The sequence below is a fragment of the uncultured Algibacter sp. genome (assembly GCF_947487575.1).
Taxonomy (GTDB): domain Bacteria; phylum Bacteroidota; class Bacteroidia; order Flavobacteriales; family Flavobacteriaceae; genus Algibacter_B.
Map to the genome: position 1 here is coordinate 1 of NZ_CANKXG010000004.1, position 20,068 is coordinate 20,068.

The 20,068-nt window shown below is 31.4% G+C and carries 20 protein-coding genes and 1 tRNA gene; 9 read left to right on the top strand and 12 right to left on the bottom strand.

Annotated elements, in window-relative coordinates:
- Window positions 1-300 precede the first annotated feature (300 nt).
- Together Q0870_RS04900 and Q0870_RS04905 are read left to right on the top strand one after the other, a co-directional pair.
- Window positions 301-2,709, top strand: coding sequence for a sodium-translocating pyrophosphatase (locus Q0870_RS04900; protein ID WP_298551698.1), 2,409 nt, complete (start codon window positions 301-303; stop codon window positions 2,707-2,709).
- 84 nt (window positions 2,710-2,793) lie between these two features.
- On the top strand, window positions 2,794-3,792 hold the full coding sequence (locus Q0870_RS04905) for a phosphatase domain-containing protein (protein WP_298551699.1): 999 nt from the start codon (window positions 2,794-2,796) through the stop codon (window positions 3,790-3,792).
- Window positions 3,793-3,996: 204 nt separating this feature from the next.
- Here Q0870_RS04905 and Q0870_RS04910 read toward each other — a convergent pair whose 3' ends face one another.
- Complete coding sequence (locus Q0870_RS04910; RefSeq protein ID WP_298551700.1) at window positions 3,997-4,611, bottom strand: deoxynucleoside kinase; 615 nt, start codon at window positions 4,609-4,611, stop codon at window positions 3,997-3,999.
- A gap of 4 nt (window positions 4,612-4,615) precedes the next feature.
- On the bottom strand, window positions 4,616-5,395 hold the full coding sequence (locus Q0870_RS04915; protein WP_298551702.1) for a hypothetical protein: 780 nt from the start codon (window positions 5,393-5,395) through the stop codon (window positions 4,616-4,618).
- Window positions 5,396-5,474: 79 nt separating this feature from the next.
- On the opposite strand from Q0870_RS04915, the gene Q0870_RS04920 reads away from it, so the two are divergent.
- Window positions 5,475-5,556: transfer RNA gene (locus Q0870_RS04920), tRNA-Tyr, on the top strand.
- Window positions 5,557-6,143: 587 nt separating this feature from the next.
- Here Q0870_RS04920 and Q0870_RS04925 read toward each other — a convergent pair.
- From Q0870_RS04925 to Q0870_RS04940, 4 genes are all read right to left on the bottom strand, one after another.
- Window positions 6,144-6,326: a hypothetical protein gene (locus tag Q0870_RS04925; protein WP_298551704.1), complete on the bottom strand. Its 183-nt coding sequence runs from the start codon at window positions 6,324-6,326 to the stop codon at window positions 6,144-6,146.
- Between the two features lie 108 nt (window positions 6,327-6,434).
- On the bottom strand, window positions 6,435-7,058 hold the full coding sequence (locus Q0870_RS04930) for a tRNA (guanine-N1)-methyltransferase (protein WP_298551706.1): 624 nt from the start codon (window positions 7,056-7,058) through the stop codon (window positions 6,435-6,437).
- A 150-nt stretch (window positions 7,059-7,208) separates the two neighbouring features.
- A complete protein-coding gene (locus Q0870_RS04935) occupies window positions 7,209-8,657 on the bottom strand; it encodes a glyceraldehyde-3-phosphate dehydrogenase (RefSeq protein WP_298551707.1) in 1,449 nt (482 codons plus the stop codon).
- Window positions 8,658-8,793: 136 nt separating this feature from the next.
- Complete coding sequence (locus Q0870_RS04940; protein ID WP_298551708.1) at window positions 8,794-10,197, bottom strand: trypsin-like peptidase domain-containing protein; 1,404 nt, start codon at window positions 10,195-10,197, stop codon at window positions 8,794-8,796.
- Between the two features lie 408 nt (window positions 10,198-10,605).
- On the opposite strand from Q0870_RS04940, the gene dapF reads away from it, so the two are divergent.
- From dapF to Q0870_RS04965, 5 genes are all read left to right on the top strand, one after another.
- Window positions 10,606-11,379, top strand: a complete 774-nt coding sequence (gene dapF / locus Q0870_RS04945) for a diaminopimelate epimerase (RefSeq protein ID WP_298551709.1) — start codon at window positions 10,606-10,608, stop codon at window positions 11,377-11,379.
- A complete protein-coding gene (locus Q0870_RS04950) occupies window positions 11,376-11,900 on the top strand; it encodes a GNAT family protein (protein WP_298551711.1) in 525 nt (174 codons plus the stop codon). The genes dapF and Q0870_RS04950 overlap by 4 nt, the downstream gene beginning before the upstream one ends.
- Window positions 11,901-12,944, top strand: coding sequence for an endolytic transglycosylase MltG (mltG, locus tag Q0870_RS04955; protein WP_298551713.1), 1,044 nt, complete (start codon window positions 11,901-11,903; stop codon window positions 12,942-12,944).
- Window positions 12,944-13,858: a DUF2279 domain-containing protein gene (locus tag Q0870_RS04960; RefSeq protein ID WP_298551715.1), complete on the top strand. Its 915-nt coding sequence runs from the start codon at window positions 12,944-12,946 to the stop codon at window positions 13,856-13,858. The genes mltG and Q0870_RS04960 overlap by 1 nt, the downstream gene beginning before the upstream one ends.
- A 110-nt stretch (window positions 13,859-13,968) precedes the next feature.
- Window positions 13,969-14,628, top strand: coding sequence for a peptidoglycan-binding protein LysM (locus tag Q0870_RS04965; RefSeq protein WP_298553442.1), 660 nt, complete (start codon window positions 13,969-13,971; stop codon window positions 14,626-14,628).
- A gap of 4 nt (window positions 14,629-14,632) precedes the next feature.
- Here Q0870_RS04965 and Q0870_RS04970 read toward each other — a convergent pair whose 3' ends face one another.
- The 3 genes from Q0870_RS04970 to dnaA are packed head-to-tail and all read right to left on the bottom strand — an operon-like array spanning window position 14,633 to window position 17,256.
- Window positions 14,633-15,349, bottom strand: a complete 717-nt coding sequence (locus tag Q0870_RS04970; RefSeq protein ID WP_298551717.1) for an SAM-dependent methyltransferase — start codon at window positions 15,347-15,349, stop codon at window positions 14,633-14,635.
- A 15-nt stretch (window positions 15,350-15,364) separates the two neighbouring features.
- On the bottom strand, window positions 15,365-15,814 hold the full coding sequence (locus Q0870_RS04975) for a low molecular weight protein-tyrosine-phosphatase (protein ID WP_298551720.1): 450 nt from the start codon (window positions 15,812-15,814) through the stop codon (window positions 15,365-15,367).
- Window positions 15,815-15,828: 14 nt separating this feature from the next.
- Entirely contained in the window at window positions 15,829-17,256 is a 1,428-nt protein-coding gene (gene dnaA, locus Q0870_RS04980; protein ID WP_298551725.1) for a chromosomal replication initiator protein DnaA, read from the bottom strand.
- Window positions 17,257-17,445: 189 nt separating this feature from the next.
- Here dnaA and Q0870_RS04985 point away from each other — a divergent pair, with 189 nt between their 5' ends.
- On the top strand, window positions 17,446-17,844 hold the full coding sequence (locus Q0870_RS04985) for a thioesterase family protein (RefSeq protein ID WP_298551730.1): 399 nt from the start codon (window positions 17,446-17,448) through the stop codon (window positions 17,842-17,844).
- Here Q0870_RS04985 and Q0870_RS04990 read toward each other — a convergent pair.
- The 3 genes from Q0870_RS04990 to ribD are packed head-to-tail and all read right to left on the bottom strand — an operon-like array spanning window position 17,841 to window position 20,066.
- Window positions 17,841-18,452 carry a YigZ family protein gene (locus tag Q0870_RS04990; protein WP_298551734.1) on the bottom strand — a complete coding sequence of 204 codons (612 nt, stop codon included), beginning with the start codon at window positions 18,450-18,452 and terminating at the stop codon, window positions 17,841-17,843. The genes Q0870_RS04985 and Q0870_RS04990 overlap by 4 nt on opposite strands.
- Before the next feature lie 5 nt (window positions 18,453-18,457).
- Window positions 18,458-19,069: an HAD family phosphatase gene (locus Q0870_RS04995; protein ID WP_298551738.1), complete on the bottom strand. Its 612-nt coding sequence runs from the start codon at window positions 19,067-19,069 to the stop codon at window positions 18,458-18,460.
- Complete coding sequence (ribD, locus tag Q0870_RS05000; RefSeq protein WP_298551745.1) at window positions 19,062-20,066, bottom strand: bifunctional diaminohydroxyphosphoribosylaminopyrimidine deaminase/5-amino-6-(5-phosphoribosylamino)uracil reductase RibD; 1,005 nt, start codon at window positions 20,064-20,066, stop codon at window positions 19,062-19,064. The genes Q0870_RS04995 and ribD overlap by 8 nt, the downstream gene beginning before the upstream one ends.
- Between the last annotated feature and the right edge of the window lie 2 nt (window positions 20,067-20,068).

Here is a 20,068-nt window from a genome sequence, read left to right on the forward strand (position 1 = left end):
AATCATATGATTGTTCAGTTTTAATTAATAAATTTAATCCTTTAATAATCTGTATCGACTATTTAGGACTAGACAATATTTGATTTCGATATTACATTAATCAATTAAATACTTTATTATAATATTAAATTTCAATGGTAGACTTAAAAAAAACTAACAGATGTCATAGTATTAATAATATAATAATTTAAGGGTCTAATAAATATATAATCTTTAATTTATATAGGCTTTTTTTATCACTTATATTTTCATATTTTCGTCCAAATGAAAAAATAATTAATTTAAAACTGACTAATTAATATGGAATTAATAGTAAAATTTTTACCGGTTTTTGGTGTTGTAGCTTTAATTTTCGTTTTTCTAAAGAGCGGATGGGTTTCGAAACAGGACGTTGGTAATGAAAAAATGTCACGTATTGCTAAGAATATAGCTGATGGTGCCATGGCATTCTTAAAAGCTGAATACAAGGTTTTAGCAATTTTTGTAGCAGCCGTAGCGGTCTTACTTTTCTTTAAGGGGACAAATGAAATAGGATCTAACGGAATGGTAGCAGTATCATTTATTATTGGAGCTATTTGTTCTGCCTTAGCAGGATTTATTGGGATGAAAGTTGCAACAAAAGCTAATGTTAGAACTACAGAAGCTGCAAGAACATCATTAGGACGTGCATTAGAAGTAGCATTTGCAGGAGGAGCTGTAATGGGTTTAGGCGTTGTAGGTCTTGGTATCTTAGGATTGAGTGGTTTATTTGTGATCTATCAATCCATGTGGCCTGGAGGTGAAAATTTAAGTATGGTATTAAATGTGCTTTCTGGATTTTCTTTAGGAGCTTCATCAATTGCATTATTTGCTAGAGTTGGTGGTGGTATTTATACAAAGGCGGCTGATGTTGGTGCTGATTTAGTTGGTAAGGTAGAAGCTGGTATTCCAGAAGACCATCCATTAAACCCTGCAACTATTGCAGATAATGTTGGTGATAATGTTGGTGATGTTGCTGGTATGGGAGCAGATTTATTTGAATCTTATGTAGGTTCTATTATAGGAACGATGGTATTGGGTGCTTTTATTCTAACACCAGATTTTAGCGGTTTAGGCGCAGTTTATTTACCTTTAGTTCTTGGAGCTGTAGGTATTGTAATGTCTATTTTAGGCACATTTTTTGTGAAAGTAAAAGATGGTGGAAATCCACAAACAGCTTTAAACATTGGTGAATTTGGTTCTGCAGGTTTAATGGTTATAGCTTCTTATTTTATAATTAATGCTTTAATTCCTGAATCTGTTGAAGGTTTACCTTTTGGAGCAATGGGTGTATTTTGGGCAACAATAGCTGGTTTGGTAGCTGGTTTAGGTGTTGGTAAAATAACCGAGTATTATACAGCTACAGGTAAAAAGCCTGTAATGTCTATTGTTGAGCAATCTGAAACTGGAGCAGCTACCAATATTATTGCTGGTTTAGGTGTTGGTATGATGTCTACAATGATTCCTATTCTTTTAATTGCTGCTGCTATTATGATTTCACATCATTTTGCTGGGTTATATGGTATAGCTATAGCTGCGGTAGGAATGTTAGCAAATACAGGTATTCAATTAGCTGTTGATGCTTACGGGCCAATTTGTGATAATGCAGGTGGTATTGCTGAAATGGCAGAATTACCAAGTGAAGTTAGAGAACGTACTGATAAATTAGATGCTGTTGGTAATACAACTGCAGCAGTAGGTAAAGGTTTTGCTATTGCTTCTGCGGCTTTAACTGCTTTAGCATTATTTGCTGCTTTTATGAAAACTGCAGGTGTTACTGCAATTGATGTCTCTGAGCCTAAAATTATGGCAGGGTTATTAGTTGGTGGCATGTTGCCATTTGTATTCTCTGCGTTATCAATGAATGCTGTTGGCCGTGCGGCTATGGCAATGATTGAAGAAGTTCGTCGTCAGTTTAGAGATATTCCAAAATTAAAAGCTGCTCTAGAAGTTATGCGAGCTGTTGATTCTGATATGACTAAAGCTACAAAAGAGCAAAGAGCTATTTTTGATGCTGCTGATGGTGTTGCAGATTACGGTAAATGTATTGATATTTCAACTAAAGCATCTATAAAAGAAATGGTATTACCAGGTTTGTTAGCTATTGCTGTACCTGTAGCTATTGGTTTTTTAGGTGGCGCTGAAATGTTAGGAGGGCTTCTTGCAGGTGTAACAACTTGTGGTGTGCTTATGGCTATCTTCCAATCTAATGCAGGTGGTGCTTGGGATAATGCAAAGAAAACTATAGAAGAGCAAGGTAAAAAAGGAACAGATTCTCATAAGGCAGCTGTTGTTGGTGATACTGTTGGTGATCCTTTTAAAGATACTTCAGGGCCTTCTTTAAATATCTTATTGAAATTAATGTCTGTGGTAGCTTTGGTAATTGCACCAAGTATAGCAATGTCTCCAACAGGAGTTACTGCCTATGCAGATAATATAAATGCTTCAGAACAAATTGAAGTTACTAAAGAAGTTAAAGTTAAAATGACTAAAACGGATGATGGTACAACTCAAGCAGTTGTTACTACGGTAACCACTAAAAACGGAGAATCATCTACTAGCTATGAAAATTTTGAAGGAACAGAAGCTGAAGTTAAGGCAAGTATTAGTGCTTTAAAAGAAAAAGGAAATGATATTATAGTTGAAGCTAAAAATATAGTAAAAGATATTGAAAAAGAGGTAGTTAAATAGTCTATTTAGTTTTCCTTATAAAAATACAAAAACCACGTTGTTAAACGTGGTTTTTGTATTTTTATAAGGAATTGAAAAACACTTATGTTTAAAAAAGATCCGCTTCAAATTATTGCTTTTCAAACCTATGGAACTTCTAATCATTTATACTTAAGAGGAAGAGCAATTGAAGATGAAAGTATTAACCTTGAACAACAAGGGGTTTTTAAACTCCTTGTTAATGCTTGGAAACGTTTTGAAACTGATGAGATTAAAAACACCGAACTTCGTGTTAAAATAGGGGATAATCGATTCTATTATACCAAGACTGATAATAGAGGTTATTTTATATTAGATGAAAAGGTTGAAAATTTAAGCGACTACACAAATGTAGATGGTTGGGTGAATTTAGAATTCTCATATCAAAAAGAACAATTAAAAAGAATAATACAATCACAAAACAGATTTCCTGGAGAAATGCTTATTCCTTCAAAAAAAGCATCTTTTGGAGTTATTAGTGATATTGATGATACCATTTTACAAACTGGTTTAACATCTGTTTTAAAATGGCGCGTTTTAATAAACACGCTTCTTACACCAGCAGGTAAGCGTTTACCCTTAGAAGGTGCTCCAGAGTTTTATCATTTGCTGCATAAGGGTAAAACTGGGTTGGAGACCAACCCAATATTTTATGTAAGTCATAGCCCTTGGAATTTATATCGTTATTTAGAGTTTTTTTTAAATAAGAATAATTTCCCGAAAGGACCAATAGTGCTAAGAAGTTTCCCTAAATATTTTCCCAAAAAAAGCCAAGATGAAAAACCAGAAAAGCATAAAGAGATTATCAATATTTTAAAAACGTATCCAACGCTTAAATTTATTTTAATTGGAGATAGCGGGGAACATGACCCAGATATTTATATGGAAATTGCTGAATCTTATCCTGATAGAATTTTGGCTATATATTTAAGAAGCGTAAATCATAAAAAGAAAATGCTTCGTGTTTCTGCTTTATATGATGGTTATAATACAACACCTGTATTATTGGTTGAAAATAGCGAACAAGCTATTGAGCATGCTAAAGAAAATGGTTTTGTGCTTTGATGGCAAATATACTACCAGATTTAGGTTTTAGCCTTTGTAGTTTGCTGTTAGGTGCGTTAGGGATTGCAGAGAAAAGCCCACAGCTTTGAAGCCTTAGCGCAGAAGCGAGGACTTGAAACGAAACATTTATGTTCATGAATTCAAAAATTTGAAATAGAAATCCATGAATAAAAGCCCGACCCTTGTGGTAACGCCCAAAAAAAATTAAAATAACCCGTTTATTTCAGCGTCAATAGTATTTATAACATCACCTAAATCCTCAGGATTATCCACAAAGTTTAAATTATCAACATCTATAATTAATAGTTTTCCTTTGTCATAACCATGAATCCAAGCTTCGTAACGCTCGTTTAGTCTACTTAAATAATCTATACTTATTGAGTTTTCATAGTCACGGCCACGTTTATGAATTTGAGCTACTAAATTAGGAATGGAGCTACGTAAATAAATTAAAACGTCTGGACCTTGCACTAAAGATTCCATTAAATCAAAAAGCGATTTATAGTTTTCAAAATCACGATTTGGCATTAAACCCATGGCATGCAAGTTGGGTGCAAAAATATGAGCATCCTCATAAATGGTTCTATCTTGAATAATATCTTTTCCGCTTTGACGAATTTGTAACACTTGACGAAATCTACTGTTTAAAAAGTAAACTTGTAAATTAAAACTCCAACGTTCCATTTGGGTATAAAAATCATCTAAATATGGATTGTCTACTACATCTTCTAATTGCGCTTCCCAATTATAGTGCTTAGCTAATAATTTTGTGAGGGTTGTTTTTCCAGCGCCAATATTTCCGGCAATAGCAATATGCATAGTGTTAATTGATTTTTAGTTGAAATTGTTGTAAGATTTTATTGTTGTAAATATACAAGGTTTCATTGGTTACAAAAAACTGATTTATTAACAAATTGGATGTTGTTATTGGTGTTATTTTATAACTTTCTTTTTTTATGTAGAATAAAGAGTTTGCTTTTTTTAAGATGATGTTTTCATTACTTTCTACCAATGTTGTAAAACCTGAATTTTTAACCTTTTTTAATAGGCTACCAAAATAATTATATGTGTATAAATATTTTTCTGTGAGTAACCAACAAAAGTTATAATTGCTTTTTAAGTCTAGTACAGTACTTTGTACAGGTACAGTTTGGGCACGTGTAGTTCTGGTTTTGTAATCAAATAATTCTAATTTTTGTATGTCTTGATTAAATATCCAAATAGTATTATCATGTCCGGTAGAGATATGCGAAACGTTTTTATATGACGAAAGTGTGTTAAAGTCTATTTTGAATATTTCAGCTAACCGATTGTCTAGTATAATTACCGTATTAAAATCTTTATAGAATAAATTAATTTTTAAGGGATTAAAAGTATTTGCAGAATATAAGGTTCCTAACTGTAAATTGCTATAGGTTATTGAGTTATCATTAGTTTTTTTGTAAATAACATTGTTTTTTAAGTAATAAGAAGTGCCAAAATCATCAACAGAAACCAGAGTGTCAGCGTTTAAGTTAAATTTTTTAATAAATTTTGTTTCAATAGATTCTTGAGCAAATATTGAAACCGAAAAAAAAAGTACGATGTAAAAAGTATATTTCATTGCAGTTTGAAAAATACAAAAATCAAACCACTTTTATTTGAAAATAAACAATAACAATAATATATTTGCAGTCAGTTTTGGGGAGATACTCAAGCGGCCAACGAGGGCAGACTGTAAATCTGCTGACTACGTCTTCGCAGGTTCGAATCCTGCTCTCCCCACTTAACTCGAAAAGTTTGCATGAGAATGCAAACTTTTTTTGTTTTAAAATGTTAAGCGAAATTTATTTCACTTAACATTTTAAAACAAAAAAAATAAGTTGTAATAACAGCGCTGCTTTTCATTTTCAGGATAGGGAAATTAGGATATTTAATCCTGTTTTCCTGATGGATAAATATAAAAAGAAAGCAAAATAAAAAGATTGCTTTTTATTGGGATTTCGTTTAACTAGGCGGATATGAAATCGTTTCAATGTTTTATATCTGACGTCAAACGAAGGTAGCTAATTTTTCTGATAAAGTTAAGCTTATTCACACTTTCAAAAAACGATAAATCGGTATCCAAAACAAAGCATTCACGTTTATAAATGTTGCACTAGATTTGTGTTTACAGTTTGAATAATAAGTCCTTAATAATTTTTATCTCAGCAAAGTGTTTTAGCTTTATTAATTAAAGGAGTACCAATACTTTTATTCAGTTAATTAGCATCTATATATAAATCATTCAGCAGATATATAGGTTTCATATTTAAATATCCTAAAAGTAAAAAGGCTGAATTTTAAAATTCAACCTTTAATTAATTTTTAGTTTAAGCAGAATGTGAATTAAACACTTCATAATCTGAATTAGAAAACACATAATCCTGACTTTGTTTCATTTTGGTGTATAAGTTTTGATTAACTTTTACGGGAACTTTTAAATTTGGAAATTTAATTAAGTAATACTGCTTTTCTTTTCCTATTAGCTTTACTTTAGCGGGTTTTTTCTCCATAATCTAAGATTTTTAAAAATTAAACTATAAAAAATATTTATTTAAAAAGTAAAGCAAAAAATATTCCAAAATTTAAACTGTCAGACTAATGAAAAATCGGCAGTTTTTCTACCCTTTCTTCTGCTTATTAATTTCGTCTTGTAATTGGCGTCTCACTTTTTGCTCACGTTCTAAAGCTGTTTTGCGGTGTTCGTTAAATTCTTCTTCAATTTCAGCTAAATTATGATTGGCTTTTCTAGTAATAGCATTACTATTTTTATATTTATAGATAAAGAAGATAAGTAGTGCCAATAACCCTGCAATAATAGACCACATAAGCACGTTGTAGCTGGTTTTACTCATTTGCATACCAAACAACGCCATATTGTTTTTTTCAGCATTAGTGGTGTCTAAATTAGTTTGGGTATTTGAAAGATTTGTTTTTAAATCTGAAATTTCCTTAGCCTGAGTTTTAACTACTGCTTGCGTTTCTGCTAAATTTTTATGTACGGTTTTTAACGAGTCTAAAGTATGCGCTCTTAAAGCTAGAAACATGCTACGCTTTACGGCCTCATAAGCTTGCCCATTAGTACCTTTAAAATTACCAGACTTTTTAAGAATATATTCGAATTGATTATCAATAGTGCCTTTGTATAAAGACAATTGATCGCTATCCTGTTTTGATTGAGATAATGAAGTTAAGCTAAATAAGCATGTAACGACTATTAAAATTATGGGTTTTATAGGATTCATTCTAAATGAGTTTTTTGGTTTTATTTGGTTTGCGAATTTATAAAATATTGTTTATTAATTGATTATAAATCATAAAAAAGCCTCATTATTATGAGGCTAATTTATATACGATTCAAATTAAAAAATAGATTTTGAATATAAATTTATTTTTTAATAGTAGGTATAACGTCTAACTTTGGCGATGTATTTTGCTAACCTTATAACTTGGTGGCTATAACCATATTCATTATCGTACCAGATATAGAGCAGGATGTTTTTTCCATCTTTACGTACTATAGTAGCCTTGCTATCGTAAATTGAAGGAGCCGAACTTCCAACAATATCACTAGATACCAACTCATCACTCAATTCATATTTTATTTGCTCGACCAAGTCACCTTCTAGAGCATATTTCTTTAAAATAGTATTTACACCATTAAGTGATGTTTTGTTTTTTAATTCTAAGTTAAGAATAGCCAAAGATCCGTTTGGCACAGGCACACGAATAGCGTTTGATGTTAGCTTGCCATCCAAACTTGGTAATGCTTTTGAAACTGCACTTCCAGCTCCAGTTTCTGTGATTACCATATTTAAACCAGCGGCTCTACCTCGGCGGTATTTTTTATGGAAATTATCAACTAAATTTTGGTCGTTTGTATAAGCATGAATCGTTTCTAAGTGGCCGCTTTCTACACCAAAAGAATCTTCCATAGCTTTTAAAACTGGTGTAATAGCATTTGTTGTACAAGAGGCTGCAGAAAAAATATCTACCTTATCTGGACTATGCTCTCTATGGTTTACACCATATACAATATTTGGAATTTCTTTTCCAGGGGCTGTTAGTAAAACCTTATCTACACCTTTAGATTTTAAGTGTTTACTTAACGTAGCTTTGTCTCTAAAAGCACCAGTATTATCTATAACTAAGGCGTTATTTATATTGAATTTTGTATAATCAATCTCCTCAGGAGAATTAGCGGAAATAATATGAACTGTAGTACCATTTATAATCAATGCATTGTTTTTTGTATCAATAGAAACTGTACCTGGAAAATCGCCATGTACAGAATCATTTCTAAGTAATGAAGCTCTTTTTTCTAATATTTGAGTATCAATAGTACCTCTTGTAACAATGGCTCTTAACCGTAATTGGCTGCCTTTTCCAGTTCTTACCATAATCTCTCTGGCTACTAATCGTCCAATTCTGCCAAAACCATAAAGCACAACGTCTTTTGGTTCTATATTCCCATTTTTACTAGCGTCTCTGAGTTTAGATGCTACAAAAGCTTTTGCATTATTATGTTTGTTGTCATCTAAGTGATACTCATAAGTAAGCTTTCCAATATCTAATTTTGCCGGAGGTACATTAAGCGTTTTTATTGCTTGAGCTATTTCTACAGAGTCAAAAATTGAAATTGGTTTTTGAACAAATTTGCCTGCATAGTCGTGTAAATTTAAAATTTGGCTCACATTTCTATCAATTAACTGGTTTCTAAATAAAACCAATTCGATAGATTTATCATACCATAAATCACTTACAGTTTTAATAAATTCAACTGTCGCTTTTCTACGGTCGGCTTGAAAGGCTAATTCTTTTTCATAAGTTTTGTTAGAACCCATTGCTTAAAATAGTTTAGTTGTTAAATTTTAACAAAAGTACCATATTTCAAACGTTTTCGTAAGCTATTTTAATAAAAAAATAACCCTTCAAAAATTATATATTTTGAAGGGTTAATTTAATAATAAAACGTATTGTTTATCTAAAATTATAACGCTCTAAATCACCATTTTTATTTATAAGTTCTAAGCGCAACGCTTCATAATTCGACTTATTTTTCAAAGCTTCTTGTACATCATTTATATTTTTAACTTTCAAATCATTAATTGAAGTAATAATACAGCCTTCATGAATTCCGTTCTTTTTCCAATAATCGGCATATTTCGAATTCAGCTCTGTAATCATAACGCCATACGTTACATTATATTTCTTAAGTTCAGAAGGTTTTGCATTTTTTATTCTGCCTACTAAAGGCATAGTAAATGTGTTATTTTTGGCAAGTTTAACAGGTATATTTTTAATGTCACCATCTCTCGAAACTTTTAAATTAACAATATCATTAGGACGCTTAGCGCTTAAATGACCTGTTAAATCAGAAAATTTAGAAACTTTAATATTGTCTATTTCTTTAATAATATCACCTTTTTTAACACCCGCTTTTTCAGCTCCAGAATCTTCAACAACACTATCAATATAAACACCTTCTGTATCAGAAATTCCAATTTTTTTAGCCATAATACTATTAAGAGCACCTCCTTGAATTCCTAAAATGCCATTTTGCACATTGCCATACTCCATAATATCCTCAATTACTTTTCTAGCAATATTGCTAGGTACAGCAAAAGAATACCCTACATAAGAGCCTGTTTGTGATGTTATTGCGGTATTAATACCAACCAATTCACCATTAGTATTAACTAACGCACCACCAGAATTCCCTGGGTTTACAGCCGCATCAGTTTGTATAAAAGATTGTCTGCTAGTACCCGATAAATCTCTGGATTTTGCACTTATAATACCAGCAGTAACGGTCGATGTTAAGTTAAAAGGATTCCCAACAGCCAAAACCCATTCGCCAATTTTAGCATTGTCAGAATCTGCAAAAGTTACAAACGGTAAGTCCTCATTAGCTTCAATTTTTAAAAGCGCAATATCCGTTTTTTCATCAGTGCCAATTAATTCAGCAACATAAGTTTTATTGTTATTTAAAGTAACAGATAACTCATGCGCATTTTTAATAACATGGTTATTGGTTATGATATATCCATCAGCATTAATAATCACACCAGATCCAGTACCCATTTGTGCACGCTCAGAGCTCCTTCCAGAAAACAAATCTTGCAGCGAATATTGACCTGAACTTAGTGTTACATTTTTAACGTGTACAACTGCATTAACGGTGTTTTCAGCTGCAATAGTAAAATCTATGGTGTTTTCAGCCTTAAATAGAGTATTCATATTGCTGGTGGGCAAAAATGATGCGTTTGCGCTTTCAGCCGCCACCAAAATAGGTTTATCTTCCTCTAAAAATAGTTTGTAGGTTCCTAATGTAAAAATACCGCCTAAAGCCGAAACCAATACTAATGTCAAAATCTTTTTCATAATTTTCAGTTTAAGTTTAAAATAATTCCTTAAGTATTTATACTTAAGGTTTCCTTTGAATTTGTCATTCCCGTGTAAACGGGAATCTATTAACGATTAAAATTAAATATTTATTGAATCAAAAATTCAACTTTAACGACTATTTAACAATCCTTGTATCATTAACAATTTGGGCGTTACCGCAAGGGTCGGGCTTTTATTCATGGATTTCTATTTCAAATTTTTGAATTCATGAACATAAATGTTTCGTTACAAGTCCTCGCTCGTGCCTCTCTGTGGGCTTTCCTCTGCAATCCCTAACGCACTTCGTTGTAAACATCTGCAAAAAAAGTAAGCTTTTTTCTACCTGCCAAAATTATCGCTAAGAATCAAAAAATTTAAATCACTTCTTTATCTTTGCAACATATTATGCAGCACACCTTTTACAAATACCAAGGCACAGGAAACGATTTTGTGATGATTGATAATCGTCAACAAACTTTCGACAAAAATAATACCAAACATATTGCATTTTTATGCGACCGACGTTTTGGCATAGGTGCAGATGGTTTAATTCTATTAGAAAATCATCCTGAATATGATTTTAAAATGGTATACTACAACGCAGATGGTAATGAAAGTTCTATGTGTGGTAATGGGGGACGCTGTCTTGTGGCATTCGCAAAACAGTTAGGCGTCATTACAAATAAAGCTGCTTTCGAAGCTATAGATGGTTTGCACCATGCTAGTATAGACGGCGATATAGTTAAGCTTCAAATGTTAGATGTTGATACTGTTGAAACTTATAAAAATCATGTTTTTTTAAACACAGGTTCGCCACACCATGTACAATTTGAAAACGATATTGAAAAGTTCGATATTAAATCAAAAGGCGCTAATATTCGTTATGGAGCACCTTATTATAACGCTGGTAGTAATGTGAATTTCGTAAAGAAAGCATCAAATACAACCTTTAGAGTTAGAACTTACGAACGAGGCGTAGAAAATGAAACCCTATCATGTGGTACCGGTGTTACAGCAGTAGCTATAGCAATGCATCATTTAGGCGAAACAGATAAAAATCAAGTTACTTTAAATGTTGAAGGCGGAAAACTAGAAGTATGTTTTGATGTTGAAAATGGGATCTATAAAAATGTATGGCTAATTGGCCCTGCAACACTTGTATTTAAAGGAAGTATATGATAACGCTAAAAGGCAAAAACATATTTTTACGTGCCTTAGAACCAGAGGATTTAGAGTTTATTCATACTATTGAAAACGACGAATCTATTTGGGGAATTAGTAATACCCAAACACCATATTCTAAATTTTTAATCAAACAATATTTGGAACATGCTCACAAAGATATTTTCGAAGTGAAACAATTACGACTGGTTATTTCAAGTTATGATAATAGCGCTTTGGGTATGATTGATTTATTCGATTTTGATTTTAAAAACAGAAGAGCAGGAGTTGGTATTTTGGTTAAAGAACCTAATGATAGATTAAAGGGTTATGGGCGAGAGGCTTTAAAATTACTAATCGATTATAGTTTTATACATTTAGATTTGCATCAATTATATTGTAATATTTCAGAGGAAAATGCTGCCAGTATTAAATTGTTTTCAAATCAAGGATTTAAAAAAATTGGATTAAAAAAAGAATGGAACTATGTAAATGGTTCTTATAAAAACGAATATTTATATCAGCTTATTAATAATTAAATGTACATAAAAAAGATACTCTTAACGATTTTGGTCATTGGTCTTATAGTGGCCGCATTTTTTGCGAATTTTGTTTATAAAGCTATGTTGAAACCCAATACTACTTTTAATAACGAAGTCGCCTATATTTTTGTACCAACTAAAGCTAGCTACGACCAAGTTAGAAACCAACTTAAGCCTTTGCTTAATGATATTGACTCTTTTGATGATTTAGCTGAACAGAAAAAATATACAACTAATATAAAAGCTGGTCGTTTTGCGATAAAAAAGGGAATGACCAATAACGATATTATAAATTCTATTAGAAGTAAAAATTTACCAATTAAAGTATCTTTTAATAATCAAAGCACTTTAGAAAAATTAGCTGGACGAGTTTCAAAAGAAATAGAAGCTGACAGTATTTCTCTTTTAAACGCCATGAAAAATGCTTCTTTTTTAACTAAAAACAAGTTTAAAGAAGAAACTGCGTTGGGTATGTATCTTCCAAATAGTTATGAGTTTTTCTGGAATACCTCTGCTAAATCTTTTAGATCGCGTATGTTAAAAGAATATAACCGTTTCTGGACTGATGCAAAAATTAAAAAAGCGCATGATAATGGCTTGTCTCAAGATCAAGTTATTGCATTGGCCTCTATAGTTTACGAAGAGTCAAAACAAGCATCTGAACAACCAATAATAGCAGGTGTCTATATGAATAGACTAAAAATTGGAATGCCACTTCAAGCAGATCCAACATTAAAGTTTGCTGCTTACAAACTCCCTAAATATAAAAACACCGTTATAAAACGTGTGCTTAATGTACATAAAGATATTGTGTCGCCATATAATACTTATAAAAATAGAGGATTACCACCAGGACTTATTGCAATGCCAGACATTTCAGCAATTAATGCAGTTTTAAATTATGAAAAGCATAAATACTTATATTTTGCTGCCGATACGAAGCGTTTTGGTTTTCATAAATTTGCTAAAACATTATCTCAGCATAATGTAAATGCTAGAGAATATCAACGTTATTTATCATCTCAAGGGATCAATAAATAGTGCATTTTTCTGGTGTAAAATATATTGCTTATTTTCTTTTATTACCACTGTTTTCCATTGCTCAACAATCTAAGCTAAATACGTTTTTAACACCCAGTGATACACTTAATAAACCAAGAAGAAATGCAGTTGTTATTTCTGAAGTTTCTTTGGGAGCAATAACGCTTGTTGGTTTAAATCAACTGTGGTATGCTGATTTTAAACGTTCAAATTTTCATACTACAAATGATAATAATGAATGGTTACAAATGGACAAAATGGGACATGTTTTTGCCTCTTATCAACTTGGAAAGCACGGAGCCCAACTTTTAAATTGGAGTGGAGTAAGTAAACGCGACCAATTATTATATGGAGCTACATTAGGTTTTGCATTTTTAACAGCAGTAGAAGTTCTTGACGGGTATTCTTCAGAGTGGGGCTTTTCATGGGGTGATGTTTTAGCAAATGGTGCAGGGTCAAGTCTTTATATTGGGCAAGAATTGTTATGGAAAGAACAACGAATTGCCTTAAAATACTCTTTTCATCAAACAAAATATGCAAAACAGCGGCCAGATAAGCTTGGTAAAAACTTATTAGAGCAAATTTTGAAAGACTATAACGGGCAAACCTACTGGCTTAGTGCTAATTTGCATGCCTTTTTTAAAGAAAGTAAAATACCTAAATGGTTAAATGTTGCCGTAGGCTTTGGTGCAGAAGGGATGCTGACAGGTTTAAAAGATGTTGACAATCAAGTGTTAACAACTAATCAACGGTATAGGCAGTACTATTTAAGTTTTGACTTAAATTTGAATGCAATTAGGACAAATTCAAAATTGTTAAAGTCTATTTTTGATGTTGTTAATATGATAAAAATACCATTTCCAACCATTGAGTTCAATAAAAATGGAGCTGTATTTCATCTATTCTACAATTAGAAATTACACTTAAACGATTAATTTTGAAGTTATTTAAAAAAAGACTAATTTTGCACGCTCAAATTTCAAGGCATATTTAATTTAAAAATATGCTGAAAAAATTTAAAATTATGGTAAGAAATATTGCAAGTTACGTATCTGTTACGCTTACAATATTAACACTATTGTATGCTTCGTTTCAGTCAAAAGAAACAATTGATTTGAGTAAGTATTCTACTGAAGGCTTGATTTTAAATTACACAGTAAGTATTGATGCAACTGTAAATGATAATCATTCTGCACTAACCGACTCAGATTTTGAGTTTTCACCTTATTTAGGAAAATCATTTGTTGGCTTTAAAGAAGCACTAGCTTTTAAAGAGTCTGGAGGCGATTATTCTTCAGTAAATACATATGGCTATTTAGGTAAATATCAATTTGGGTCTGAAACTTTAAAACTTATTGGAATTCATAATCCTACAAAATTTTTAAAGAATCCAAAATTACAAGAAAAAGCATTTATTGCTAATTCAGCTCGTAACAAATGGATATTAAGGCGTGATATTAAGAATTTTGTTGGAAAGCGAATTAACGGAATTATAATAACAGAATCTGGAATGTTAGCAGCAGCACACCTTGCTGGCCCTGGAAGTGTTAAAAAATACTTAAGAAGCTACGGTCTTGATAACTTTGCTGATGGATATGGTACTACAGTACACAATTATATGAAGCGTTTTTCTGGATACGATACGTCTTTTATAAAAGGAAATAAAAAGGCTAAAGCTCTGTAGTTATTTAGCTTTTATGAATAATAAATATAGTAGGTCTTTTATGAAGATCTACCTTATTTTTTTTCCATTGATTTGCCGACTGCGTTTTTATAAACTCACTACTTAGGGTAATATCACAAGCTACACAAATACCAGTGTTGTTCTCTAAAACTGATGATAAATCTTCTAACATCTTATTGTTTCTATATGGTGTTTCAATGAAAATTTGTGATTGATTTTTCTCAAATGAAAGACGCTCTAATCTTTTAATTTCATTTTTACGCGCACCCTTATCTATAGGAAGGTAACCGTTAAATGTGAAGCTTTGTCCGTTCATTCCAGAACTCATAATGGCCATTAGAATAGATGAGGGGCCAACTAAAGGTATTACTTTTATGCTTTTTTGATGTGCAATCTTTACAATTTCAGCACCTGGATCTGCAACGCCAGGACATCCAGCTTCAGACAATAACCCAACATCAGTTCCATTTAGACATGGAAATAAAAACGATGGTAATTCGGTTTCATCTGTAAATTTATTTAAATGAAACATATTTAGAGAGGGCTGTGATTTTTCTGGACTAATTTTTTTTATAAAACGCCTTGCTGTTTTATCATTTTCAACAATAAAAGTATCTATATTATTAATAGTTTGCTTTACTGTTATTGGCAAAACGTCTAATGGGTTGTTATCTCCTAATGTAGTTGGAATTAAATAAAGCTTACCTTTTTTATTATTCATATTGTAGCTGTAATTTTATAGTAAGTTTTTTGCAATAATATCACAAGCTTCATCTAACATTTGGTAGACGTTTTCGAAACCATAATCTCCTCCGTAGTATGGGTCTGGGACTTCGTGGTTTTTGTTTGGGTGTACTTCATTCAAAATTAATTTCACTTTAGCAATATCGTCCTCATGTCTAGCAAGCTTAATTACGTTTTGAAAATTAGATTCATCCATAACGTAAATGAAATCAAAAGTATCAAAATCTAAAACATTAAATTGGCGACCTTTTAAATTTGAGATATCTAAACCGTGTTTTCTTGCCACAGCTATAGAACGTTTATCTGGAGCACTTCCTGAATGATAATTTGCTGTACCAGCAGAATCAACTATAAAATTATTTGAAAGTTTAGATTTTATTATGCCTTCAGCTAGAGGAGAACGACAAATGTTTCCTAAGCAAACCATTAAAATTTTAGTCATTATGTGAATGTATTTTAAACAGAAAGTTTTTTACCGATATCGTCAACGTATTTTTTAAATTGTTTATCTGTTGATGATAGATTGTCAACTGTTTTGCAAGCATGTAAAACGGTTGCATGGTCACGTTTTCCTATTTGAGAACCAATACTAGCAAGTGATGCTTTGGTGAATTTTTTAGCAAAAAACATAGCTAATTGACGGGCTTGTACAATATGGCGTTTTCTAGTTTTAGATTGTAAAGTATCTACATCCATTTGGAAATAGTCAGATACAACTTTTTGAATGTAATCTATAGAAACTTCACGTTTTGTGTTCTTTACAAACTTCTCTACTATAATTCGAGCTAAATCAATTGTAATTTCTTTTTTATTGAAAGACGATTGCGCAATCAATGATATAATTGCTCCTTCTAGCTCTCTAACATTAGTTTTAATGTTTTTTGCAACATATTCAATTATATCATCAGGCATTTCAACACCATCGCGATATAATTTATTTTTTAAAATTGAAACACGAGTTTCAAAATCTGGATTTTGTAATTCAGCAGATAATCCCCATTTAAAGCGTGATAATAGACGTTGTTCAATATCTTGCATATCAACCGGTGCTTTATCACTGGTTAAAATAACTTGCTTACCATTTTGGTGTAAATGATTGAATATATGAAAGAATACATCTTGTGTTCCTGTTTTTCCAGATAAGAATTGAACATCGTCAATAATAAGAACATCAATAATTTGATAAAAATGAATAAAATCATTTCTATTATTCTTTTTTACGGCATCAATATATTGTTGCGTAAACTTCTCAGCGGAAATATATAAAACTGTTTTTTCTGGATATTTATCTTTAATGTCAACACCAATAGCATGTGCTAAATGTGTTTTTCCTAAACCAACACCTCCAAAAATTAATAACGGGTTAAAAGATGTACCTCCAGGTTTGTTGGCAACAGCTAACCCTGCACTTCGTGCTAATCTATTAGAGTCGCCTTCTAAGAAGTTTTCAAAGCTATAGTTGGGATTAAGTTGAGATTCAATCTTTACGTTTCTAATACCAGGAATAACAAATGGATTTCTAAGTTCAGGACTCTTATTGTTTAAAGGAACATCAACATCTTGTGATTTTAAAGCACCTCTATTAGCACTTGGGATTTTTTCAGTAAATGGTTGCTTGTTACCATACGTGTTTTCCATTTTTATAATGTAAACAAGTCTGGCGGTTTCCCCTAATTCTTTAGTGAGTGAAACTTTAAGAATTTTAACATAATGCTCTTCAAGCCACTCGTAAAAGAATTTGCTAGGCACTTGAATACTAAGAGCGGTATCAGTTAATTTAACTGCTTTTATTGGTTCAAACCAAGTCTTATATGCTTGCGGTTGAATATTATCTTTTATAAACCCTAGACAATTATCCCATACCGATTGCGCAGTTACACTCATGTTTTGTTTTTGTTGTATTTTTTAGTTAGAATTTATATGAAAATTGATTTTTCATATCCCCCTTTTGAACTTCACGCAAATATGTGAACAAAATTCTTAAAAAAAAAATGAATTACTATTGAATTTTAAGAATTTTTTCCTCATGTTTAAGCTCATGCCGAAACTACAAAAAAATATTTAAATAAACTTATGAAAATCGATGAAATACAAATAAGAGTGAGATATGGTGAAACAGATCAAATGGGTGTTGTATACCACGGTAATTATGCATTATACCTTGAAATGGGGAGAATTGAATGGTTAAGAAAGTTGGGAGTCTCTTATAAAGCGATGGAAAAAAATGGTATTATGTTACCTGTAGTTTCTTTAAATATAAACTATAAAAAATCAGCAGGTTATGATGATGTAATTAATGTAAAAACTCAACTAAAAAAGAAGCCAACAGCAAAGATAGAGTTTGAGTATGAAATTACTAATACGGATGGCGAGATTTTAACAACTGCCGAAACAACATTGGTTTTTATAGATATGGAAACAAATCGTCCAGTAAGGGCGCCTCAGTATATCTTAGAATTAATTGAAGGCTAATTAAGTTTTTTTATATCAACTTCATAAAGATGATTAAAAATCTCAAAAATGGATTTTGCTTCATTTTTTCTTACTGTAATTGTTATTTCGCAACTCATTTCTAATTTTTGATTAATTATTTTAAGTTGTTTTTCTTTGATGACACGCATCACACTATTCATATTCTTATAGTCAAAATAAATAAGGTAATCAGTATTAATAGTTCTTTCAATTATAGCGGAATTCTCAAGAACCATTTGAGCAGCAGTTCTGTAAGCATTAATTAAACCACCAACACCTAGTTTTACACCACCAAAATAACGCACTACAACAATTAAAATATTGGTAAGCTCAAAAGATTGTATTTGTCCGTAAATAGGCATTCCTGCAGAATTACTAGGTTCTCCATCATCATTTGCACGGTAAGTAATAGTCTCTGTCCCTAACTGGTAAGCATAACACCAATGCCTTGCAGCGTGATGTTTCTTTTTTAATTGCTCTAAGTGTTTTTTTATATGTTCTTCATTTATAACAGGAAAAGTGTATCCAAAAAACTTGCTGTTTTTGTCTTTAAACAAAGCTGGTTCAGGAATAGTTTCAATAGTTTTATATGTGTCCTTTTCAGTCAAGCTATTTAGAAGAGATTTTTCTTAGTTTCAAAAAGATTCACAATATCTTCATTTTCAGGATTAATGTGCCACGTTTTAATATTCAAACGCTTTGCAGTTTCTATGTTGTCTTTATTATCATCTATAAAAAGGCATTCTTTAGTTTTGAGTTTATTTTCATTTAAAACAAATTCAAAAATATCTTCATTTGGTTTTACTAAGTTTATTTCATGTGAAAGGTAAAAGGCATCAAAGCAATTTTTAAAGTCCTCATAAAATGAAACATGCTCTTTTATATAATTAATATGAAGTTCGTTTGTGTTACTCAATAATATCAATTTATATTTTGAAGATGATTTAAGTTCTTTTAAAAACTCTAAACGCTGTTTCGGGAAATCTTTCAGCATAAGATTCCAAAGATTAATAAGTCCTTCTTTTGATAATTTCGGGAAATTTTCAGTATAGAACTGAAGAAATTCATCTGTTGAAATTAATCCTTGCTCATAAAAACTATTAAACCCAAGCATTTCATCTGATAGAGATTCTATTTCAAAAGTTTCTAGGGCATGTTTATGTGCAGCTTCAATATTTAAATTAATAAATACGTTGCCAAAATCGAAAATGATAGTTTTAATCATTCAAGTATATTTTAAGATTATCAGTTAGTAAGTTTTCTTCAGAAATTAATTTTCCTTTGAAATTGGGCGCTTTTATACCTTTTTTGAATTCAATCTGTCCAGTAAAAACTCTTGCTTCATCCCAAAGGTTTTCATTTATAAAGGTTTGAAGTGTTTTTGCACCACCTTCAATAATCACTGAATTTATATCATTACTAAATAATAAACCTGCAATTTGTTTTGTCAGGGGCTTAGTGAAATCAGTGTTGTTTTTAGAGATTAATATAGTTTTTGAGTCTTTATTAAAAACATGAAGTCTTTTAGATAATTTCTCGTCTTTATCAATAACAATCCTAATAGGGTTTTCGCCTATCCAATCTCTAGTGGTTAAACTTGGATTGTCTTCTAAAACGGTATTTTTTCCTACTAAAATAGCTTGTTCTTCAGCTCGCCATTTATGCACTAATTGCCTAGAAAGCGTATTCGTAATCCAAATTGGTTTTTGTTCACTTTTAGTTTTTGGAGCAATAAAACCATCACTAGTTTCTGCCCATTTTAAAATAATATAAGGTCGTTTTTTATTATGAAACGTAAAAAAACGTTTATGATGATTTTTACATTCATCTTCTAAAACACCAACAGTTACAGTACAACCAGCAGCTATAAGTTTTTTTATGCCTTTACCAGCTACTCTTTCATTGTCATCAACACAACCAATAATAACGTTTGGTATTTGATGTTTTATAATAAGGTCGCTACAAGGTGGTGTTTTCCCGTAGTGGGAGCAAGGTTCTAACGTTACATAAATTGTGGCTTCTTTTAGTAAACCTTTATTTGAGACAGAATTTATGGCGTTTACTTCAGCATGATTACATCCATAAGCGCTTGTGTAACCGTCACCTATAATTTTATTATTATGGACAATAACGCTACCAACCATAGGGTTTGGCCTGGTGTTTCCTAAACCATTTTTTGCTATTTCAAGACAGCGTTTTATGTATGTTTCGTGTAGTGTCAATT

Coding starts and splice junctions, on each gene's coding strand:
- Q0870_RS04935 (WP_298551707.1), bottom strand. CDS start 8,657: ATGGGTTCTAACAAAACTTATGAAAAAGAATTAGCCTTTCAAGCCGAC.
- dapF (WP_298551709.1), top strand. CDS start 10,606: ATGCAGCACACCTTTTACAAATACCAAGGCACAGGAAACGATTTTGTG.
- Q0870_RS04915 (WP_298551702.1), bottom strand. CDS start 5,395: ATGAAATATACTTTTTACATCGTACTTTTTTTTTCGGTTTCAATATTT.
- Q0870_RS04900 (WP_298551698.1), top strand. CDS start 301: ATGGAATTAATAGTAAAATTTTTACCGGTTTTTGGTGTTGTAGCTTTA.
- mltG (WP_298551713.1), top strand. CDS start 11,901: ATGTACATAAAAAAGATACTCTTAACGATTTTGGTCATTGGTCTTATA.
- Q0870_RS04995 (WP_298551738.1), bottom strand. CDS start 19,069: ATGATTAAAACTATCATTTTCGATTTTGGCAACGTATTTATTAATTTA.
- dnaA (WP_298551725.1), bottom strand. CDS start 17,256: ATGAGTGTAACTGCGCAATCGGTATGGGATAATTGTCTAGGGTTTATA.
- Q0870_RS04950 (WP_298551711.1), top strand. CDS start 11,376: ATGATAACGCTAAAAGGCAAAAACATATTTTTACGTGCCTTAGAACCA.
- Q0870_RS04930 (WP_298551706.1), bottom strand. CDS start 7,058: ATGAATCCTATAAAACCCATAATTTTAATAGTCGTTACATGCTTATTT.
- Q0870_RS04970 (WP_298551717.1), bottom strand. CDS start 15,349: ATGAATAATAAAAAAGGTAAGCTTTATTTAATTCCAACTACATTAGGA.
- Q0870_RS04925 (WP_298551704.1), bottom strand. CDS start 6,326: ATGGAGAAAAAACCCGCTAAAGTAAAGCTAATAGGAAAAGAAAAGCAG.
- Q0870_RS04905 (WP_298551699.1), top strand. CDS start 2,794: ATGTTTAAAAAAGATCCGCTTCAAATTATTGCTTTTCAAACCTATGGA.
- Q0870_RS04965 (WP_298553442.1), top strand. CDS start 13,969: ATGGTAAGAAATATTGCAAGTTACGTATCTGTTACGCTTACAATATTA.
- Q0870_RS04940 (WP_298551708.1), bottom strand. CDS start 10,197: ATGAAAAAGATTTTGACATTAGTATTGGTTTCGGCTTTAGGCGGTATT.
- Q0870_RS04975 (WP_298551720.1), bottom strand. CDS start 15,814: ATGACTAAAATTTTAATGGTTTGCTTAGGAAACATTTGTCGTTCTCCT.
- Q0870_RS04910 (WP_298551700.1), bottom strand. CDS start 4,611: ATGCATATTGCTATTGCCGGAAATATTGGCGCTGGAAAAACAACCCTC.
- Q0870_RS04985 (WP_298551730.1), top strand. CDS start 17,446: ATGAAAATCGATGAAATACAAATAAGAGTGAGATATGGTGAAACAGAT.